This window comes from Deinococcus ficus (assembly GCF_003444775.1).
Taxonomy (GTDB): domain Bacteria; phylum Deinococcota; class Deinococci; order Deinococcales; family Deinococcaceae; genus Deinococcus; species Deinococcus ficus.
The window spans coordinates 482,327-495,261 of the sequence record NZ_CP021082.1 but is presented as its reverse complement, the minus strand read 5'-3'; the positions used below and the strand labels follow the sequence as shown (position 1 = coordinate 495,261).

Annotated in this window: 18 protein-coding genes; 4 read left to right on the top strand and 14 right to left on the bottom strand. The window is 68.2% G+C overall.

From position 1 onward, the window contains the following. Positions 1-32: 32 nt before the first annotated feature. From DFI_RS15880 to DFI_RS15865, 4 genes are all read right to left on the bottom strand, one after another. A complete protein-coding gene (locus DFI_RS15880; protein ID WP_027464307.1) occupies positions 33-566 on the bottom strand; it encodes a CueP family metal-binding protein in 534 nt (177 codons plus the stop codon). Positions 567-645: 79 nt separating this feature from the next. Further along, on the bottom strand, positions 646-1,236 hold the full coding sequence (locus DFI_RS15875; protein ID WP_027464308.1) for a DUF305 domain-containing protein: 591 nt from the start codon (positions 1,234-1,236) through the stop codon (positions 646-648). A gap of 105 nt (positions 1,237-1,341) precedes the next feature. Continuing rightward, positions 1,342-1,605: a metal-sensitive transcriptional regulator gene (locus tag DFI_RS15870; RefSeq protein ID WP_027464309.1), complete on the bottom strand. Its 264-nt coding sequence runs from the start codon at positions 1,603-1,605 to the stop codon at positions 1,342-1,344. A 47-nt stretch (positions 1,606-1,652) separates the two neighbouring features. Next, on the bottom strand, positions 1,653-1,856 hold the full coding sequence (locus tag DFI_RS15865; protein ID WP_022802569.1) for a CopZ family metallochaperone: 204 nt from the start codon (positions 1,854-1,856) through the stop codon (positions 1,653-1,655). 141 nt (positions 1,857-1,997) lie between these two features. On the opposite strand from DFI_RS15865, the gene DFI_RS15860 reads away from it, so the two are divergent. Next, entirely contained in the window at positions 1,998-4,502 is a 2,505-nt protein-coding gene (locus tag DFI_RS15860) for a heavy metal translocating P-type ATPase (protein ID WP_027464310.1), read from the top strand. Positions 4,503-4,520: 18 nt separating this feature from the next. After that, positions 4,521-4,931: a hypothetical protein gene (locus DFI_RS15855; protein ID WP_022802571.1), complete on the top strand. Its 411-nt coding sequence runs from the start codon at positions 4,521-4,523 to the stop codon at positions 4,929-4,931. 83 nt (positions 4,932-5,014) lie between these two features. On the opposite strand, the gene DFI_RS15850 is transcribed toward DFI_RS15855, so the two are convergent. The 4 genes from DFI_RS15850 to DFI_RS15835 all read right to left on the bottom strand — a co-directional run bounded on the left by DFI_RS15850 (position 5,015) and on the right by DFI_RS15835 (position 7,624). Then, positions 5,015-5,623, bottom strand: a complete 609-nt coding sequence (locus tag DFI_RS15850; protein WP_043779741.1) for a M23 family metallopeptidase — start codon at positions 5,621-5,623, stop codon at positions 5,015-5,017. A 25-nt stretch (positions 5,624-5,648) separates the two neighbouring features. Continuing rightward, positions 5,649-6,191, bottom strand: coding sequence for an NUDIX domain-containing protein (locus DFI_RS15845; RefSeq protein WP_081426037.1), 543 nt, complete (start codon positions 6,189-6,191; stop codon positions 5,649-5,651). A gap of 81 nt (positions 6,192-6,272) precedes the next feature. Then, positions 6,273-7,199: a hypothetical protein gene (locus DFI_RS15840; RefSeq protein ID WP_155864619.1), complete on the bottom strand. Its 927-nt coding sequence runs from the start codon at positions 7,197-7,199 to the stop codon at positions 6,273-6,275. Positions 7,200-7,426: 227 nt separating this feature from the next. Then, positions 7,427-7,624 carry a hypothetical protein gene (locus tag DFI_RS15835; RefSeq protein ID WP_027464313.1) on the bottom strand — a complete coding sequence of 66 codons (198 nt, stop codon included), beginning with the start codon at positions 7,622-7,624 and terminating at the stop codon, positions 7,427-7,429. A gap of 44 nt (positions 7,625-7,668) precedes the next feature. On the opposite strand from DFI_RS15835, the gene DFI_RS15830 reads away from it, so the two are divergent. After that, positions 7,669-8,474, top strand: a protein-coding gene (locus tag DFI_RS15830; RefSeq protein WP_118375838.1) for an IS5 family transposase whose coding sequence is annotated in 2 segments (ribosomal slippage) — positions 7,669-8,011 and positions 8,011-8,474 — 807 coding nt in all. Because the reading frame shifts where the segments join, the coding sequence is not laid out codon by codon here. On the opposite strand, the gene DFI_RS15825 is transcribed toward DFI_RS15830, so the two are convergent. The 6 genes from DFI_RS15825 to DFI_RS15800 form a co-directional block, all read right to left on the bottom strand. After that, positions 8,449-8,907, bottom strand: coding sequence for a hypothetical protein (locus DFI_RS15825; protein ID WP_155864617.1), 459 nt, complete (start codon positions 8,905-8,907; stop codon positions 8,449-8,451). The two genes, DFI_RS15830 and DFI_RS15825, sit on opposite strands and share 26 nt — an antisense overlap. A gap of 266 nt (positions 8,908-9,173) precedes the next feature. Further along, a complete protein-coding gene (locus DFI_RS15820; protein WP_155864616.1) occupies positions 9,174-9,818 on the bottom strand; it encodes a hypothetical protein in 645 nt (214 codons plus the stop codon). Between the two features lie 168 nt (positions 9,819-9,986). After that, the gene (locus DFI_RS15815) at positions 9,987-10,304 is read right to left on the bottom strand and encodes a hypothetical protein (RefSeq protein WP_027464298.1); all 318 of its coding nucleotides are present in this window, start codon (positions 10,302-10,304) and stop codon (positions 9,987-9,989) included. A 27-nt stretch (positions 10,305-10,331) separates the two neighbouring features. Beyond that, complete coding sequence (locus DFI_RS15810) at positions 10,332-10,520, bottom strand: hypothetical protein (RefSeq protein WP_118376002.1); 189 nt, start codon at positions 10,518-10,520, stop codon at positions 10,332-10,334. Further along, positions 10,517-11,335 (bottom strand): PRTRC system ThiF family protein, encoded by an 819-nt coding sequence (locus DFI_RS15805; RefSeq protein ID WP_081426036.1) that lies wholly within the window; start codon positions 11,333-11,335, stop codon positions 10,517-10,519. The genes DFI_RS15810 and DFI_RS15805 overlap by 4 nt, the downstream gene beginning before the upstream one ends. Beyond that, positions 11,332-12,033: a hypothetical protein gene (locus DFI_RS15800; protein ID WP_027464296.1), complete on the bottom strand. Its 702-nt coding sequence runs from the start codon at positions 12,031-12,033 to the stop codon at positions 11,332-11,334. Before DFI_RS15800 ends, DFI_RS15805 begins: the two co-directional genes overlap by 4 nt. Positions 12,034-12,184: 151 nt before the next feature. On the opposite strand from DFI_RS15800, the gene DFI_RS15795 reads away from it, so the two are divergent. Continuing rightward, the gene (locus DFI_RS15795; RefSeq protein WP_027464295.1) at positions 12,185-12,886 is read left to right on the top strand and encodes a hypothetical protein; all 702 of its coding nucleotides are present in this window, start codon (positions 12,185-12,187) and stop codon (positions 12,884-12,886) included. Positions 12,887-12,935: the final 49 nt, after the last annotated feature.

Genomic DNA, 12,935 nt, shown 5'->3' with positions numbered 1-12,935 from the left:
CCGGGAAAGGGCGGCGGCCTCGGCTTGAAGGGTTACTGCAGTTTCAGGGTGGTGACGCAGGTGTCGCTCCCGGCCTGCGTGCTGAGCATGCCGGTCGTCGTCTTCCCGGAGGCCCGGAGCGTCACCTGGTAGGTCTGGTCCCGGTCAAGCCACAGTTCCAGGAACCCGTTCGCCATGGTCTTCACGGTCCTGTTCAGCACGGTCTTCCCGGCCTGGTTCTTCACGATGACGGCGACGGGCGTGTTCACCAGCTCCCCCTGGCAGCCGGACATGTAGTGCGTCTTGCAGGGGTGGGTGCGGTTCACGTACGGCGCGATGGCGATCACCATCTGACCGGCGGGGAGCGCGACGGCCTTTTGCTGCCCGCCCGGGAACTTGAACATGACCGCTTCGCTGGTCACGAAGCTCTGCACGCCGCCGGCGCCGCGCCATTCGTTCGCTTTCGCCAGGGCCTGACGAGCGCTCAGGCCGGTGAGTTGGGCGGGTGTGGGCGCGGCCTGCTGCGCGGCGCCGAGGGAGACGAGGCCGGTGAGGGTCAGGACGAGCGCCAGGGGGACTCTGCTCATGGCTTCACGCTAGCGGTGAACTGTTCAGCTTCTGTAAAGGGGCGGGCCGGCAGGGAATCAGGTACCTGACTCGGGTGGGTTACTGGCCGCGCTTGAGGAGCCAGAGGCGGTAGTCGTACATTTCCTGCGCCTGCGCCTTGACGATGTCCCGGGCGAGCTTCAGGACGGTCGCGTGACTGCCCTTCTGCAGCGCGAGGCTGGCCATCTCCACCGCGGACGCGTGGTGAGGCACCATCCCCTGCACGAAGGCGATGTCCGGCGTCTTGGACGACTTGACCATGCTGGCCATGCCCTGCATGCTGCCGGCCATCATCTTCGCCATGGCGGCGTCCGTTCCGCCGTTCGCTTTGAGCCACGCGGTCATCAGGTTGATCTCGCGGTTCTGGTCCTTGATCACCGCGGTCGCCCAGGCTTTCACGGTGGCGTCCTTGCTGACGGGCAGTACGGCCCTGGCCATGTCCACGGCCGCCTGGTGGTGGGGGATCATCGCGCTCATGAACGCGCGGTCGAAGGCCTTGCCCTGGAGTTTTTTCATGCCGCTCAGGTCCATGGCGGGCATCTGGCTCATGTTCATGCCGCCGTGATCCATGCCGTGACCGCCCTGCGCGACGGCGGGCGTGGTGAGGAACAGGAGGGCGGCGGTCAGAAGGAAGGTTCGGGTGTCAGACATTGCGTCACGGTATGCGGGCCTTGTTAAGCTCCTGTAAAGCGCCGCATGCAGGGAGGGGGGGCCGCGCAGCGAACCGCGCGGCCCCCCTCCCCCGTGCCTCCAAGCTCAGGTGTACTTGAGGGCTTCCATGAGCTCCTCGACGATTTCCACGCTGTCTCCCCGCTGGGCGGCGGTGGCGACGTGGGCTTCAAGGTGGCCGCGCAGCACCACTTCCCCGGCGCCGGACAGGGCGCCCTGCACGGCCTTGATCTGCCGGAGCACATCCACGCAGTAGGCGTCGTCCTTGTCGAGCATGCCGATGATGCTCTCGAGGTGCCCGCGCGCGATTTTCAGGCGGTGCGCGGCGCGTTTGCGGGCGTCTTCGGGCATGCAGAGCTTGCCTTCAGCGTGGCAGTGGGGGGCGGCCGGAGGGGTCATCAGGCGCGGACTTCGGCGGTGTAGCCTTCCTCGGCGATGGCGGTGATCATCGCCTCGGGGCGGGCGTCGCCTTCCACAGTGGCCTTCCCGCCCGGGAGGTCCACGGTGACCTGTTCGACGCCGGGGACGCTCTTGAGGGCGCTTTCGACCGCTTTGACGCAGTGACCGCAGCTCATGCCGGTGATGTTCAGTTCCGTTTTCATGCCTTGAGTCTAATCCACCCCCGGGGGACTGTCAACGCCGCGGAGGACCAATCACAAGGAAGGAGCGTCAGAGGCTTGATTTTCGGGAAGTGGCGATCTATGCTTCGGTCGTATCCCCCCCGGGGGGACTGGAGGATGGAGATGACGAAGACCATCGAACTCGATGTCGGAGGCATGACCTGCGCCGCCTGCGTGGGCCGGGTCGAACGCGGCCTCAAAAAGGTGGACGGCGTGCTGGGTGCCAGCGTGAACCTCGCCACCGAGCGCGCCAGCGTGACCTTCGACCCGGCCGTGACCGGCCCCGAGGCCCTGATCGCCAGGGTGCAGGACACCGGGTACGAGGCCCGCACCGCCGAAACGGAACTCAGCGTGCAGGGCATGACCTGCGCGGCCTGCGTGGGCCGGGTCGAGCGCGCCCTGAACAAGGTGGACGGCGTGCTGGGTGCCAGCGTGAACCTCGCCACCGAGCGCGCCAGCGTCCGGTACCTCCCGGGCAGCGTGACCGTGGGCCAGCTCAAGGCGGCCGTGCGGGACGCCGGGTACGAGGTGCTCGACTCCGGCGCCGGGCTGGACCGCAGCGACCTGGAACGCGAGGCGCGCCAGAAGGAAATCGCGGAACTCAGGCGCGCCGTGACGTTCAGCGCGGTGTTCGCCGTGCCGCTGCTGCTGCTCGCCATGGTGCCCATGCTGTACATGCCGGCCCACATGTGGCTGATGGACCGCGTGAGCCAGGGCACCCTGAACTGGATCATGCTGCTGCTGGCCGCGCCCGTGCAGTTCGGACCGGGGCGGCGCTTCTACCGCCTGGGCTGGGCCGCCATGAAGCACCGCAGCCCGGACATGAACTCGCTGGTCATGATCGGCACCTCGGCCGCGTTCTTCTACAGCCTGCTCGTCACGCTCGCCCCCGGCCTGTTCCCGGACGGCACCGCGCACGTGTACTACGAGGCGTCGGCCGTGGTGATCACGCTGATCCTGCTCGGCAAGTACTTCGAGGCCATCGCCAAGGGACGCAGCAGCGAGGCCATGAAGAAGCTGCTCTCCCTGCAGGCGAAAACCGCCCGGGTGGTCCGCGGCGGGCAGGAACTCGAACTGCCGGCCGACGAGGTGCTGATCGGCGACCTGATCAGCGTCCGCCCGGGTGAGAAGATCCCGGTGGACGGCGAGGTGATCAGCGGCGCCTCGTTCGTGGACGAGAGCATGATCACCGGCGAACCCATTCCCGTCGCCAAGCAGACCGGCGCCCCCGTCGTCGGCGGCACCATCAACCAGAACGGCGCGTTCCAGTTCCGGGCCACCAAGGTCGGCGCGGACACCGCTCTCGCCCAGATCATCAAACTCGTCGAGACCGCGCAGGGCAGCAAGCCGCCCATCCAGGGCCTCGCGGACAAGGTCGTCGCCGTGTTCGTGCCGGTCGTGCTGGTCATCGCCGCCCTGACCTTCCTGATCTGGATGCTGTTCGGCGGACCGCAGGCCATGAGCTTCGCGCTGGTGAACATGGTGGCGGTGCTGATCATCGCCTGCCCCTGCGCGATGGGCCTGGCGACCCCCACCAGCATCATGGTCGGCACCGGCAAGGCCGCCGAGCTGGGCGTGCTGTTCCGCAGCGGCGCCGCCCTGGAGGGGCTGCAGGGCGTGCAGGTGGTCGCGGTGGACAAGACCGGCACGCTGACCAAAGGCAAGCCGGAACTGACCGACCTGATCACGGCCGGCCGGTTTGACCGCACCGAGGTGCTGCACCTGGTCGCGGCCGCCGAAGAGCAGAGTGAGCACCCCATCGCCCGGGCCATCGTCGACGCGGCGCGCCGGGAAGGCCTGAATCTCCCCACCCCGGAGCACTTCGAAGCCGTTCCCGGGTTCGGCCTGGAAGCGCGGGTGGACGGCCGGCTCGTGCAGGTGGGCGCCGACCGGTACATGACGAAGCTGGGGTTGAACGTGGAGGCGTTCGCCGCGCAGGCCGAGCGGCTGGGCGATGAGGGCAAGAGTCCGCTGTACGCCGCCGTGGACGGGCAGCTGGCCGGGATCATCGCGGTGGCCGACCCGATCAAGGACGGCAGCCCCGAGGCGGTTCAGGCGCTGCACCGCATGGGGCTGAAGGTCGCCATGATCACCGGGGACAATGCCCGCACCGCGCAGGCCATCGCCCGGCAGCTGGGCATCGACGAGGTGCTCGCGGAGGTGCTCCCCAGCGGCAAGAGTGAGTCGGTCACGGCGCTGCAGGCCAAGGGACAGAAGGTGGCGTTCGTGGGCGACGGCATCAACGACGCCCCGGCACTCGCGCAGGCGGATGTGGGGCTCGCGATCGGCACCGGCACGGACGTCGCCGTGGAGACCGCCGATGTGATCCTGATGAGTGGCGACCTGCGCGGCGTGCCCAACGCCGTGGCCCTGAGCCGCACCACCCTGAGCAACATCCGCTTCAACCTGTTCTGGGCGTTCGCCTACAACATCGTCCTGATTCCCGTGGCCGCCGGTCTCCTCTACCCTGCGTTCGGGTGGCTGCTCTCCCCGGTGCTGGCCGCGGCCGCCATGGGCCTGAGCAGCGTGTTCGTGCTGAGCAACGCCCTGAGACTGCGTGGCTTCCGGCCCCCCGTGCCGGCCGCGCGGCCCGCTCCATCTGCCCCCCTCACCCCCCGCCCCGCCTGACCTTCAAGGACACCTCACATGCCCAAACTCACCGTTGGCCCCTGGATCGCCGCTCAGAAACTCCCCCGCAAGGACCTCGGGCGGGACCGCCTCGCCTTCCTGGAACGCACGGCGCTCCGCGCGGACGCGCAGCAGGTCGCCGGCCTGCCCCTGATCGGCATGGGTGGCAGCTGCGGGAAACCCGCCTTCGCGCTGCCGTACCTGCTCACCTGGACCGACGAGAACACCCGGCGCCTGGAAGACGTCGCGGCCGAGTACGGCTGTTACGTCGAGTACGGCCTGTACCCGCACCTGAAACAGCACGACGGTGACCTGGAGGTCGCGGCCGTGCAGGACTGGACGACCCTGGCGATGGTGTACCTGCGGCCCGGGTACGAGCGCGCCGAGGAGCTGCTGGGCAGCCTCGCCGCGGCCCTGCGCCCCGACTGATCGCCAGCCCAGGGCGCCTCCGGCCATCCCGGCCCGGAGGCGCCCCGCTTCAAGACACTGGGGGTGATCCTGGCGGAACGAGCTCAGTGAATGCTGCTGGGATTGATGACGCGGCCGCCCTGCATCACCGTGTAGTGCAGGTGCGGACCGGTGCTGTTCCCGGTGCTGCCGACGCGGGCGATGACGGTCCCGGCCGTCACGGTCTGGCCGACACGGACGAGGTTGGCGCTGTTGTGGCTGTAGCGGGTGGTCAGGCCGCCCCCGTGGTCCAGGCGGACCGTCCAGCCCCAACCGGTGCGGCCGTCGAAGCGGGATTCGACGACACGTCCGGCCAGGGCAGCCCGGATGGGCGTGCCGACCGGCGCGGCGAGATCCAGGCCCTGATGGGCGCTGCTGTACGGGCTGGTCAGGCGCCCCTGGACGGGCATGACAGCGTTCACGCGAATGGACGCGGCGCGGACGACCGGGGTGGAGCCGGCACGGGCACTGCCTTTCGCGGGGAGTTGCAGCAGTTGGCCCACTTGCAGGGGCCGTTGGGGATCCAGGCCGCGGTTGGCGGCCACGAGGGCCTGCAGGGTGGTGCCGTGCTGTTTGGCCAGCCCGTACAGCGTGTCACCGGACTTGACCTTCACGGTGGCGGCGGAGGCCAGGGAGAGCAGGGCGCAGAGCGTCAGGATCAGGGTGCAGCGCATCGTCCAGCACCCTATTCAAGCTTTGTTAAGACTCTGTAAAGACGTCCAGGTGAGGCAGCCAGGTGGTCTCCTGCGGCCCGGGGCGGGCGAGAGACGCGACCAGATCACGCGGACGCACGTCAAGGCCGCGCAACCGGGAAACCGGGACCCACACGGCGGCGTAGGTCCCGTCGGCTGGATCACCGAGGCCCAGCACCTCCTGTCCCTGCCCCGAGCCCCAGGCGCCCCCCGTCACGTCGGCACTGAAGTACTGCTGCACGTTGACCCCGAACTGCACGGTGGCTACAAGACGGCCGATCGAGACCTCCAGGCCTGTTTCTTCGAGGATCTCGCGCCGCGCGGTCTCCCGGACGTCCTCTCCTGCCTCGACCTTCCCGCCTGGAACCACGTACTTCACCATCCCGTCGACCTGACGTTCAATCAGGGCCACGGCGCCGTCCTTCAGGACGATGGCGCCCCCGCGGGTCGGAGCTGGGCCCCAGAGGTCTGTGCCTTGGGCGCCGTCAGTGCGGGACATGTCAGTGTCTGCGGGAAGAGTGCTGGTCTTGCCTTTGGGTGTCTGCGTCATCTTCCTCCTGGGAGAATCGAAGGACCTGGTGAATCTGGCGTGCGGATCCTTCCCTGGTTCCTCTCGGACCTCTCCAGGCACTCAACCCATGGGGAGCCAGTTCCATCCACCGAAATCGACCCGTCCTGCGGTCAGGGCCGCTTGCCTGGCCCCGGTGTTCTCCCCGTGAATGGTGCCGTACAGGACGCTTCCGTCATCCGGGAGGTGGTGAGCGAGCAGGACGGACAGAAAAGGCCCCAACCCCTGACCGCGGGCGTGCGGGGCAAGAACGAGTTCTTGCACGGTCTGCGTGAGGAACCCGTGGTTCGTTCCGGGCAGCGTCCCTGCGTAGCCGCTCCAGTCACCGTTCCACATCACGTCGAACATCGTGCCCGCTTCGATGCCGTCCTGCAGGTCCTCGCGGCTGATCAGACTGGCCTGAGCCCCGTGTGCCGGGTGCTGGGCATCCACCACCCCGTACGCCGCCTGCGCCTGAACGTAATGACGGTCATCCGGCGTGGGGCTCAGCGTGAGGCCTTCCGGCACAGGTTGATTCCGCAGCTCGCTGAGGGGCGCGGCCAGGGCGCGGAGATCAGGCGCCACTTCCGGAAACTCATTCATGTCCGCGGGGCTCCAGAAGCGCAAGCGCAGGGCCTGAAAAGGACCGTACTCGCGGCTCGCCACTTCACGGAGCGCCGCGAAATCGTTGCTCGTCAGGGGACGAGTGGTGACGCTGACGTCCACGAAGGGTTGCGTGACGTCCATGCCCTTGAACCGGATGCTCAGCATGGCGTTCAGATCGTCGTGCACCTTCACCCAGCGGTTCAACCACCGGTCTGGCGCAATGCCCAGGTCGAAGTGCTCTGCCCGCTGAGCGGCGATTCCCTTGTCGGTGGCCAGTTGCAGGTCGAAGGCATGTTCGTCGGTGAGGTTTGTCAACCGGTCACTGGTGGACACCCACGGAGAAGGACGCTGGCAGGTCAGGCTCCACTGCGCGAGCTCGGAAGCAGACGGGAGGGACAAGGTCATGACGTGGCAGTGTAGGCCAGGGGATCGCTGGTGCCATGCGTGGTTTGGGGTATCGAGTGGCAGATGGTCGCCGCGTGACTCGCGACCAGCGGCCGGTAAGCACAGCATCGGTCGGGCCGTGGTTCATCAGCTCGCGGACACGGGTCGGGAGGCAAGGTCTTAAGGGGCATGGCAGCGGTGTGACTCTGGAGGCCAGAAGGGAAGGAGAAGGGCCCATCGGCCCGGGCTTATTTCACCTCGTACCGGTCGTGTTCCGCGGTCAATGTGCCCCGGCGGACCAAGGTCAGGACGGCCAACGTGCCGGGGTCATTCGGGTCCACGATCAGTCGGCCGTTCATGCGGATCAGGTGCAGCGGGACGCGGTAGTGCAGGGGGTGAATGGTGGGGTCTTGCCCGGCGAGGTGCAGTGCGTCTGCTTCGGGCATAAGAGCGCCTATCAAAACCTCAGGTTGGGGGCGCAAGGTGAGGCATGGCCACCTCCCTGGTCAGCGACGAGTTGTGGCAGCTGATTCAGCCACTGCTCCCACCCGAAACACCCAGACCCAGAGGCGGCCGACCCCGGGTGCCTGACCGAGCCGCACTGGAAGGCATCCTCTACTTGCTCAAGACCGGCATCGGCTGGGAACACCTCCCCCGTGAGCTCGGGTATGGCAGCGGCATGACCTGCTGGCGACGGCTGCGGGACTGGCACGCGGCGGGTGTCTTCACCCGCCTGCACCAGGTGCTCCTTGACCGGATGGCGCAGGCGGATCACCTCGACTGGTCACGGGCGTGTGTGGACAGCACGAGCATCCCCGCCGCCCGGGGGGGGCCCAGACCGGCCCGAACCCCACGGATCGCGGCCGGCCAGGCAGCAAACGTCATGTGATCGTCGATGGCCGCGGGACGCCGCTGGCGGTGCTGATCTCGCCAGCGAATCGGCATGACAGCATGCTGTTCGAAGCGCTGCTGGACGCGGTGCCGCCCATCCACAATGGGCGGCGTGGGCATCCTCGCACCCGCCCAGAGAGGCTTCATGCGGACAAGGCGTACGACATTCCCCGGTGCCGCCGGGCATGCCACAAACGTGGGATCAAAGTGCGAATTGCACGCCGGGGTCGAGAGTCGAGTGAGCGGTTGGGACGGCACCGCTGGGTGGTGGAGCGGACACTGGCATGGTTCAGCCGCTTCCGTCGGCTTCGGGTGCGGTACGAGGTGCGGGCGGACATCCACCTGGCGTTCACGCAGTTGGCCTGCTGCCTCATCACGTTCAAGCAGCACCAACGGTTTTGTTAGGCACTCTAAGTGGTATCTGGTCTTCCGGGGTCAGGAGGGTGCCGTCCTCATCGAAGATGAAGCCCATGAACTCGTTGGCTTTTGCGGCGATCGCCTCGTGGTTTTTCATCCACAGATCGAGGTGCACGCGGTTCTCTGGCCGGGGCAGAATTTCCCAGCGGTAATCCTCTGGGCGGTTCGCTTTGGCCGCGGTGCGTTGCCTGATGTTTCCAGCGGTCGCCGCCCCCCAGGTTTCCTGAAGGGCGTTGGTGGAGGCGGTGCCTGTGGCCTGTGCGAGGGCGTTCAGATCGTTGGCGATGACGCTGTTCAGGAACGTGTCGACCGTGGCCTTCGTCTCGTCGTTCTCCCGCTGCGGAGACGATCGGGTGACGTCTGCCAGCCCGAGGACAGCCACGAGGACGAGCACCGCCATCCACAAGTACGAGGGTCTCATGTCACCCCCTTGACGTCCTGCACGTTTCGCTGGGAGGTGCTCATGGCCTGTTCCGCACTGCATTCCAGAGGACTCCACCCGCGATGCTCAGCTGACCCAGGGCGAGGACACTGTCTCGCCAGCCGGGGGCCGGGTTGTCCGCCTGGAAGTTCGCGGCCGCTGACGACGCGAGTCTCCAGGCCCGCCAGAGGCTGGCCAGGCCGAGCAGGGATGCCAGAATCACCCTCAGCCCCGGTCCCAATCGTCAATCTCCCTCGAAGTCAGGGTCAATTTGATTGCCTGGCATTGCAAAGTGCACTGAGTTTGTCCGCCTGCCGGAGGGCCACGGCCAGCGTCGGCGCACCGTACCGGGTGCGTTCCGCGTCGGTGGTTGCCGGGTCGTACGGCGCCAGCTTCACAACGCAGCCTTCCGGTTCAGTCACGTATTGCGTGCCGTACTTCTGAGGTCGGCCCAGACTGAGCATCCAGCGGTCGAACGTCGCGGCATACAGCCACCCGGCGGCCGGGTACCCGCGTCGCATCGCCTGTTGTGCGAGCAGGTTCGCCAGCTCGTAGTGCTGCGGGCAGTCCCCATGCTGGAAGAGGAACGCGGCGTGGTAGAAGTCCTCACCCTGGCTGAGCCGCCCGCCATTGAGGAGCTGCAGCGTCTCGCTGCGCCGGGCCTGGTCGGCCGGAGCCACCTTGGACCAGTCGATGGGTTGAACGGCCCGGTCTGCCTGGTCTTGGGCGAATAGCTGGGCGAGACGCCGGGAGGCGGCCGGGTCTGTTGCCGTGCGGAAGGTGACCGTGCCGATCACCGGGTGGCAACTGGGATTGTTCAGGGTGACGGTCGGTGCCTCACCTCCACCGCCCGCCAAGGCCGTGGACAGGGTCACGAGGAGGGAAAGAAGTGGGAGCACGCGGGGCAGCACGGGACCTCCAGGCGGCGGGAGTGAGTGGGAACGGGCGATACGCTTCACACCCATTGGATCACGTCCACCTCACAGATGGCGGCGGACATGCGCCCCGCCACCACTTAGAGCGCAGGCCCCTCGTCCTGGGCCGGCTCATTTCAGTCACTGTGATCACGCTGTGGTCGTTCACCAGGGCAGGGCGATGCTGGCGACCGCTGTGGACATTGCCGGCACCCACGCTTCCTCCGCGGGGACCGCGACTCCAGCAAGGTCCAGGGTGCCGACCAGGCCGGCGTCCAGGGTGTCGTCCAGCAGGGCCATCAGGTCCGCCCACGGCGCGTCGTCGTCCGGGCTCAGCACGTCACCGCGGGCGTCCTGCACGAGCAGGCTCACCCGGGACCCCACATGGCGCACGGTGACACTCGCGGCCGCCGCGCCGTACAGGGCGCGCACCTGATCGGCGTACCGGGCGGCGGGGGTGGACAGGGGCAGATTCTTGATCACGCCGCCCGGCCACGCCCCGCGTGAGGGTCACCCCGACCGCGCCGCGACCCCGCCCGATTCCCGGATGGGCGACCTTCCGGTGCCGTGGTGCCGCTCGACCCGGGCGGCCGCGAGCGTGTCCCGGTCCAGCGCGTCCAGCAGGCGGATCACCGCCGCCCGCCCTTCACTGGGCGGCAGGTGCGGGAAGTGCTCCCGGGCCAACCGGTTCAGGATCACGCCGGCCCCCTCTTCCGGCGCGCGGGTTCCGCGCTGGGGCACGGCCGGCTGGCGAGCGCGGCGCTGCGCAACTCGAAGTACCTGGCGTGGTGCGCCACCGACCCGTGCCGGAACAGCTGCCACAGCAGGTCCAGGGCGTGCGTGGCCACCATCCGGCCCACGAACAGGTCCTGGCGGCTCAGCGCCTCGATCGCCGAGCAGCTGGGCGTGTCGTCCTCCGGCAGGGCCGTGTCCATCAGCTCCGGGTGCAGCTCCGTCGCGCACGGCAAGGCCCGCTTCAACTCCTTCCCGGCCTGCCGTGGCGTGCCGAGCACGACCTGCCCGGTGGTGAGGTCGTTCCCGCAGTCCAGCCAGTACCGCCACGTGTACAGGCCCTTCCCGAACGCCGCGGCGTGCAGGCTCCTGCGGGCGGCGCGGGAGTCGACGCAGCTGATCACCAGGTCCCACGGCTGCCGGGCGCGGTCCCCGCTGAACTTCTGTGGGATGGCTGTCCACGCGAGGTTGCAGGCGAGGTTCACGCGGGTGACGAGCACCTCAGCCTTGTTCCGCCCCAGGTCGGCGGGGTGGTACCGCTGCCGGACGAGGTTGGCGGGGCTGACGGTGTCGTCGTCGAACGCGACCACCTGCAGGCCTGGGTAGTCCAGGGCGCGCAGGGCCAGGTGCAGGTGGGTGAGGCCGGTCATGACCTCACTCCCCGTGCCCCCCACCCCGACCAGGGCGACCCGCAGCGGACCCCGGGTCAGGTAGTCGGCGGGCAGCACGTGCTCACGGGAGGGAAGTGCGCTCTCCGGAGCCTTCTCCTTCCTGCGGGTCATTGCCCGCCCCCAAGCGCCACCTTCAGGGTCGTGCCGGCCGGGACCAGCCACTCGTCCCGGAACTGCCCCGCGGCCTTCGCGGCGTCCCACAGTTCCCGCACGGTGCCCGGGAAGGCGTGGCGTTTGCGCTGATCGGCGGGTTTGACGAAGTTCGAGTAGAAGAACGCGTCCTCCCACTCGGGAATGGAGTCGACGTCCAGCCGCTTGGGGCGCTGCATGCTGCCGTTGCACACCAGGTTGCTGGCGAACACGTTGTAATACGGCGCCAGGCTCAGCGGGGTGTCCGGCCCGGGCCGCCCGTCCCCGGTGAGGGCGTAGATGAACAGGGACGCGCCCCGGGCGATGAACAGCAGCCGGGGCTGCGGGAACACCTGCCCGTCGAGTTCCGCGACGGCCGCGTCCATGGCACCCTGGAACAGCAGACGCCGCTCACGGGGGGGACTGACCCAGGCCAGCGCATTGGTGCCCACGGCGACAACGCCGTCGGGGATGAACGTGAGGGTCTGGAGGGCGTTGAGGCGGAGGATCGCGTCGATGGTGCCCTGGGAGACGTTGCGGCCCTCAGCCATGACTGGGTGACCGTGCTCTTCGCGCAGGGCGTGTTCCATGACGAGGCCTTCGGTGCCGGTGGGGTCGGTGTAGAGGATCAGGGCCGTGTGGGCGTGCACGGCCGGCGGAAGTCCGAGATCGAAGTGCATGACGGCAAAAGCCCCCCGCGACTCTCGCGGGGGGAGGGAAAGAGCCCGGAGCTGAGGACCTCATCCCTGGCGCGTCAAGGCCCGTCGTCCAGCTGCTCAGGCAGAGCGAAGTGTGGCGCCGCGTGCCCGGGCGATGCCCTAGTGTTCAGGGATGATCACCCGCACGAACCTGTCGTTCGAGCCACCTGAACCGCCACCCCACCGCGTCTGGCCGGAGTACGTGCACCTCACCTACGGCAGTCCGAGTGGCGTGGAACTTGACGACCCCGTCGAACGTGACCGGCAGACCGGTCGGCAGTACCTGGGGTGGATGATTCGCATGGGCTACCACCTGATCGGCCGGATCGGGGAGCAGACCACGCGTACCTCAGATGAAGCCGTGCTCTCCGTGGCCCTGCTGCTGGACCTTCAGAATGAACGCGACTCGGCGGACGACGAGCCTGGCGGTCTGGCAATGCTCGACGAACTGCAGGGCCGGCTGCTGGCCCAGTTGCGCCGGTACAGCCTGCCGACCGGCATCGTCGACTACGAGAACGACGAAGGCCTGGCCGTTCTTCGCGACTGGGCGAACTGTATGGACGGGGTGCGCGGGTACAGTGCCGTGATCCTCGGGGAGTTCCTGCCTGAACTGGAGGACCTGATGCGCGCACGCGGGCAGGTCACGGTGCGCGGGTGGGCCTCGGCCATCACCGCCAGTGAGCGGGCGGAGGTGGCCGAGGCCCTCCGCGCCCTGGCCGTACAGGTGGAAACCGGGGCCCTGAACGTCACAGAGCTCCGGACGGTCGAGCAACCCTCTTCCATGGAGCTGCGTCTCCGGGGATGGGTGCGCCCCAGCCCTGTGCCTGACTCGTGAACGACCGGACCAGAGGTCAACGACATGAGGGGGAAGGGGCGAGCCCCTT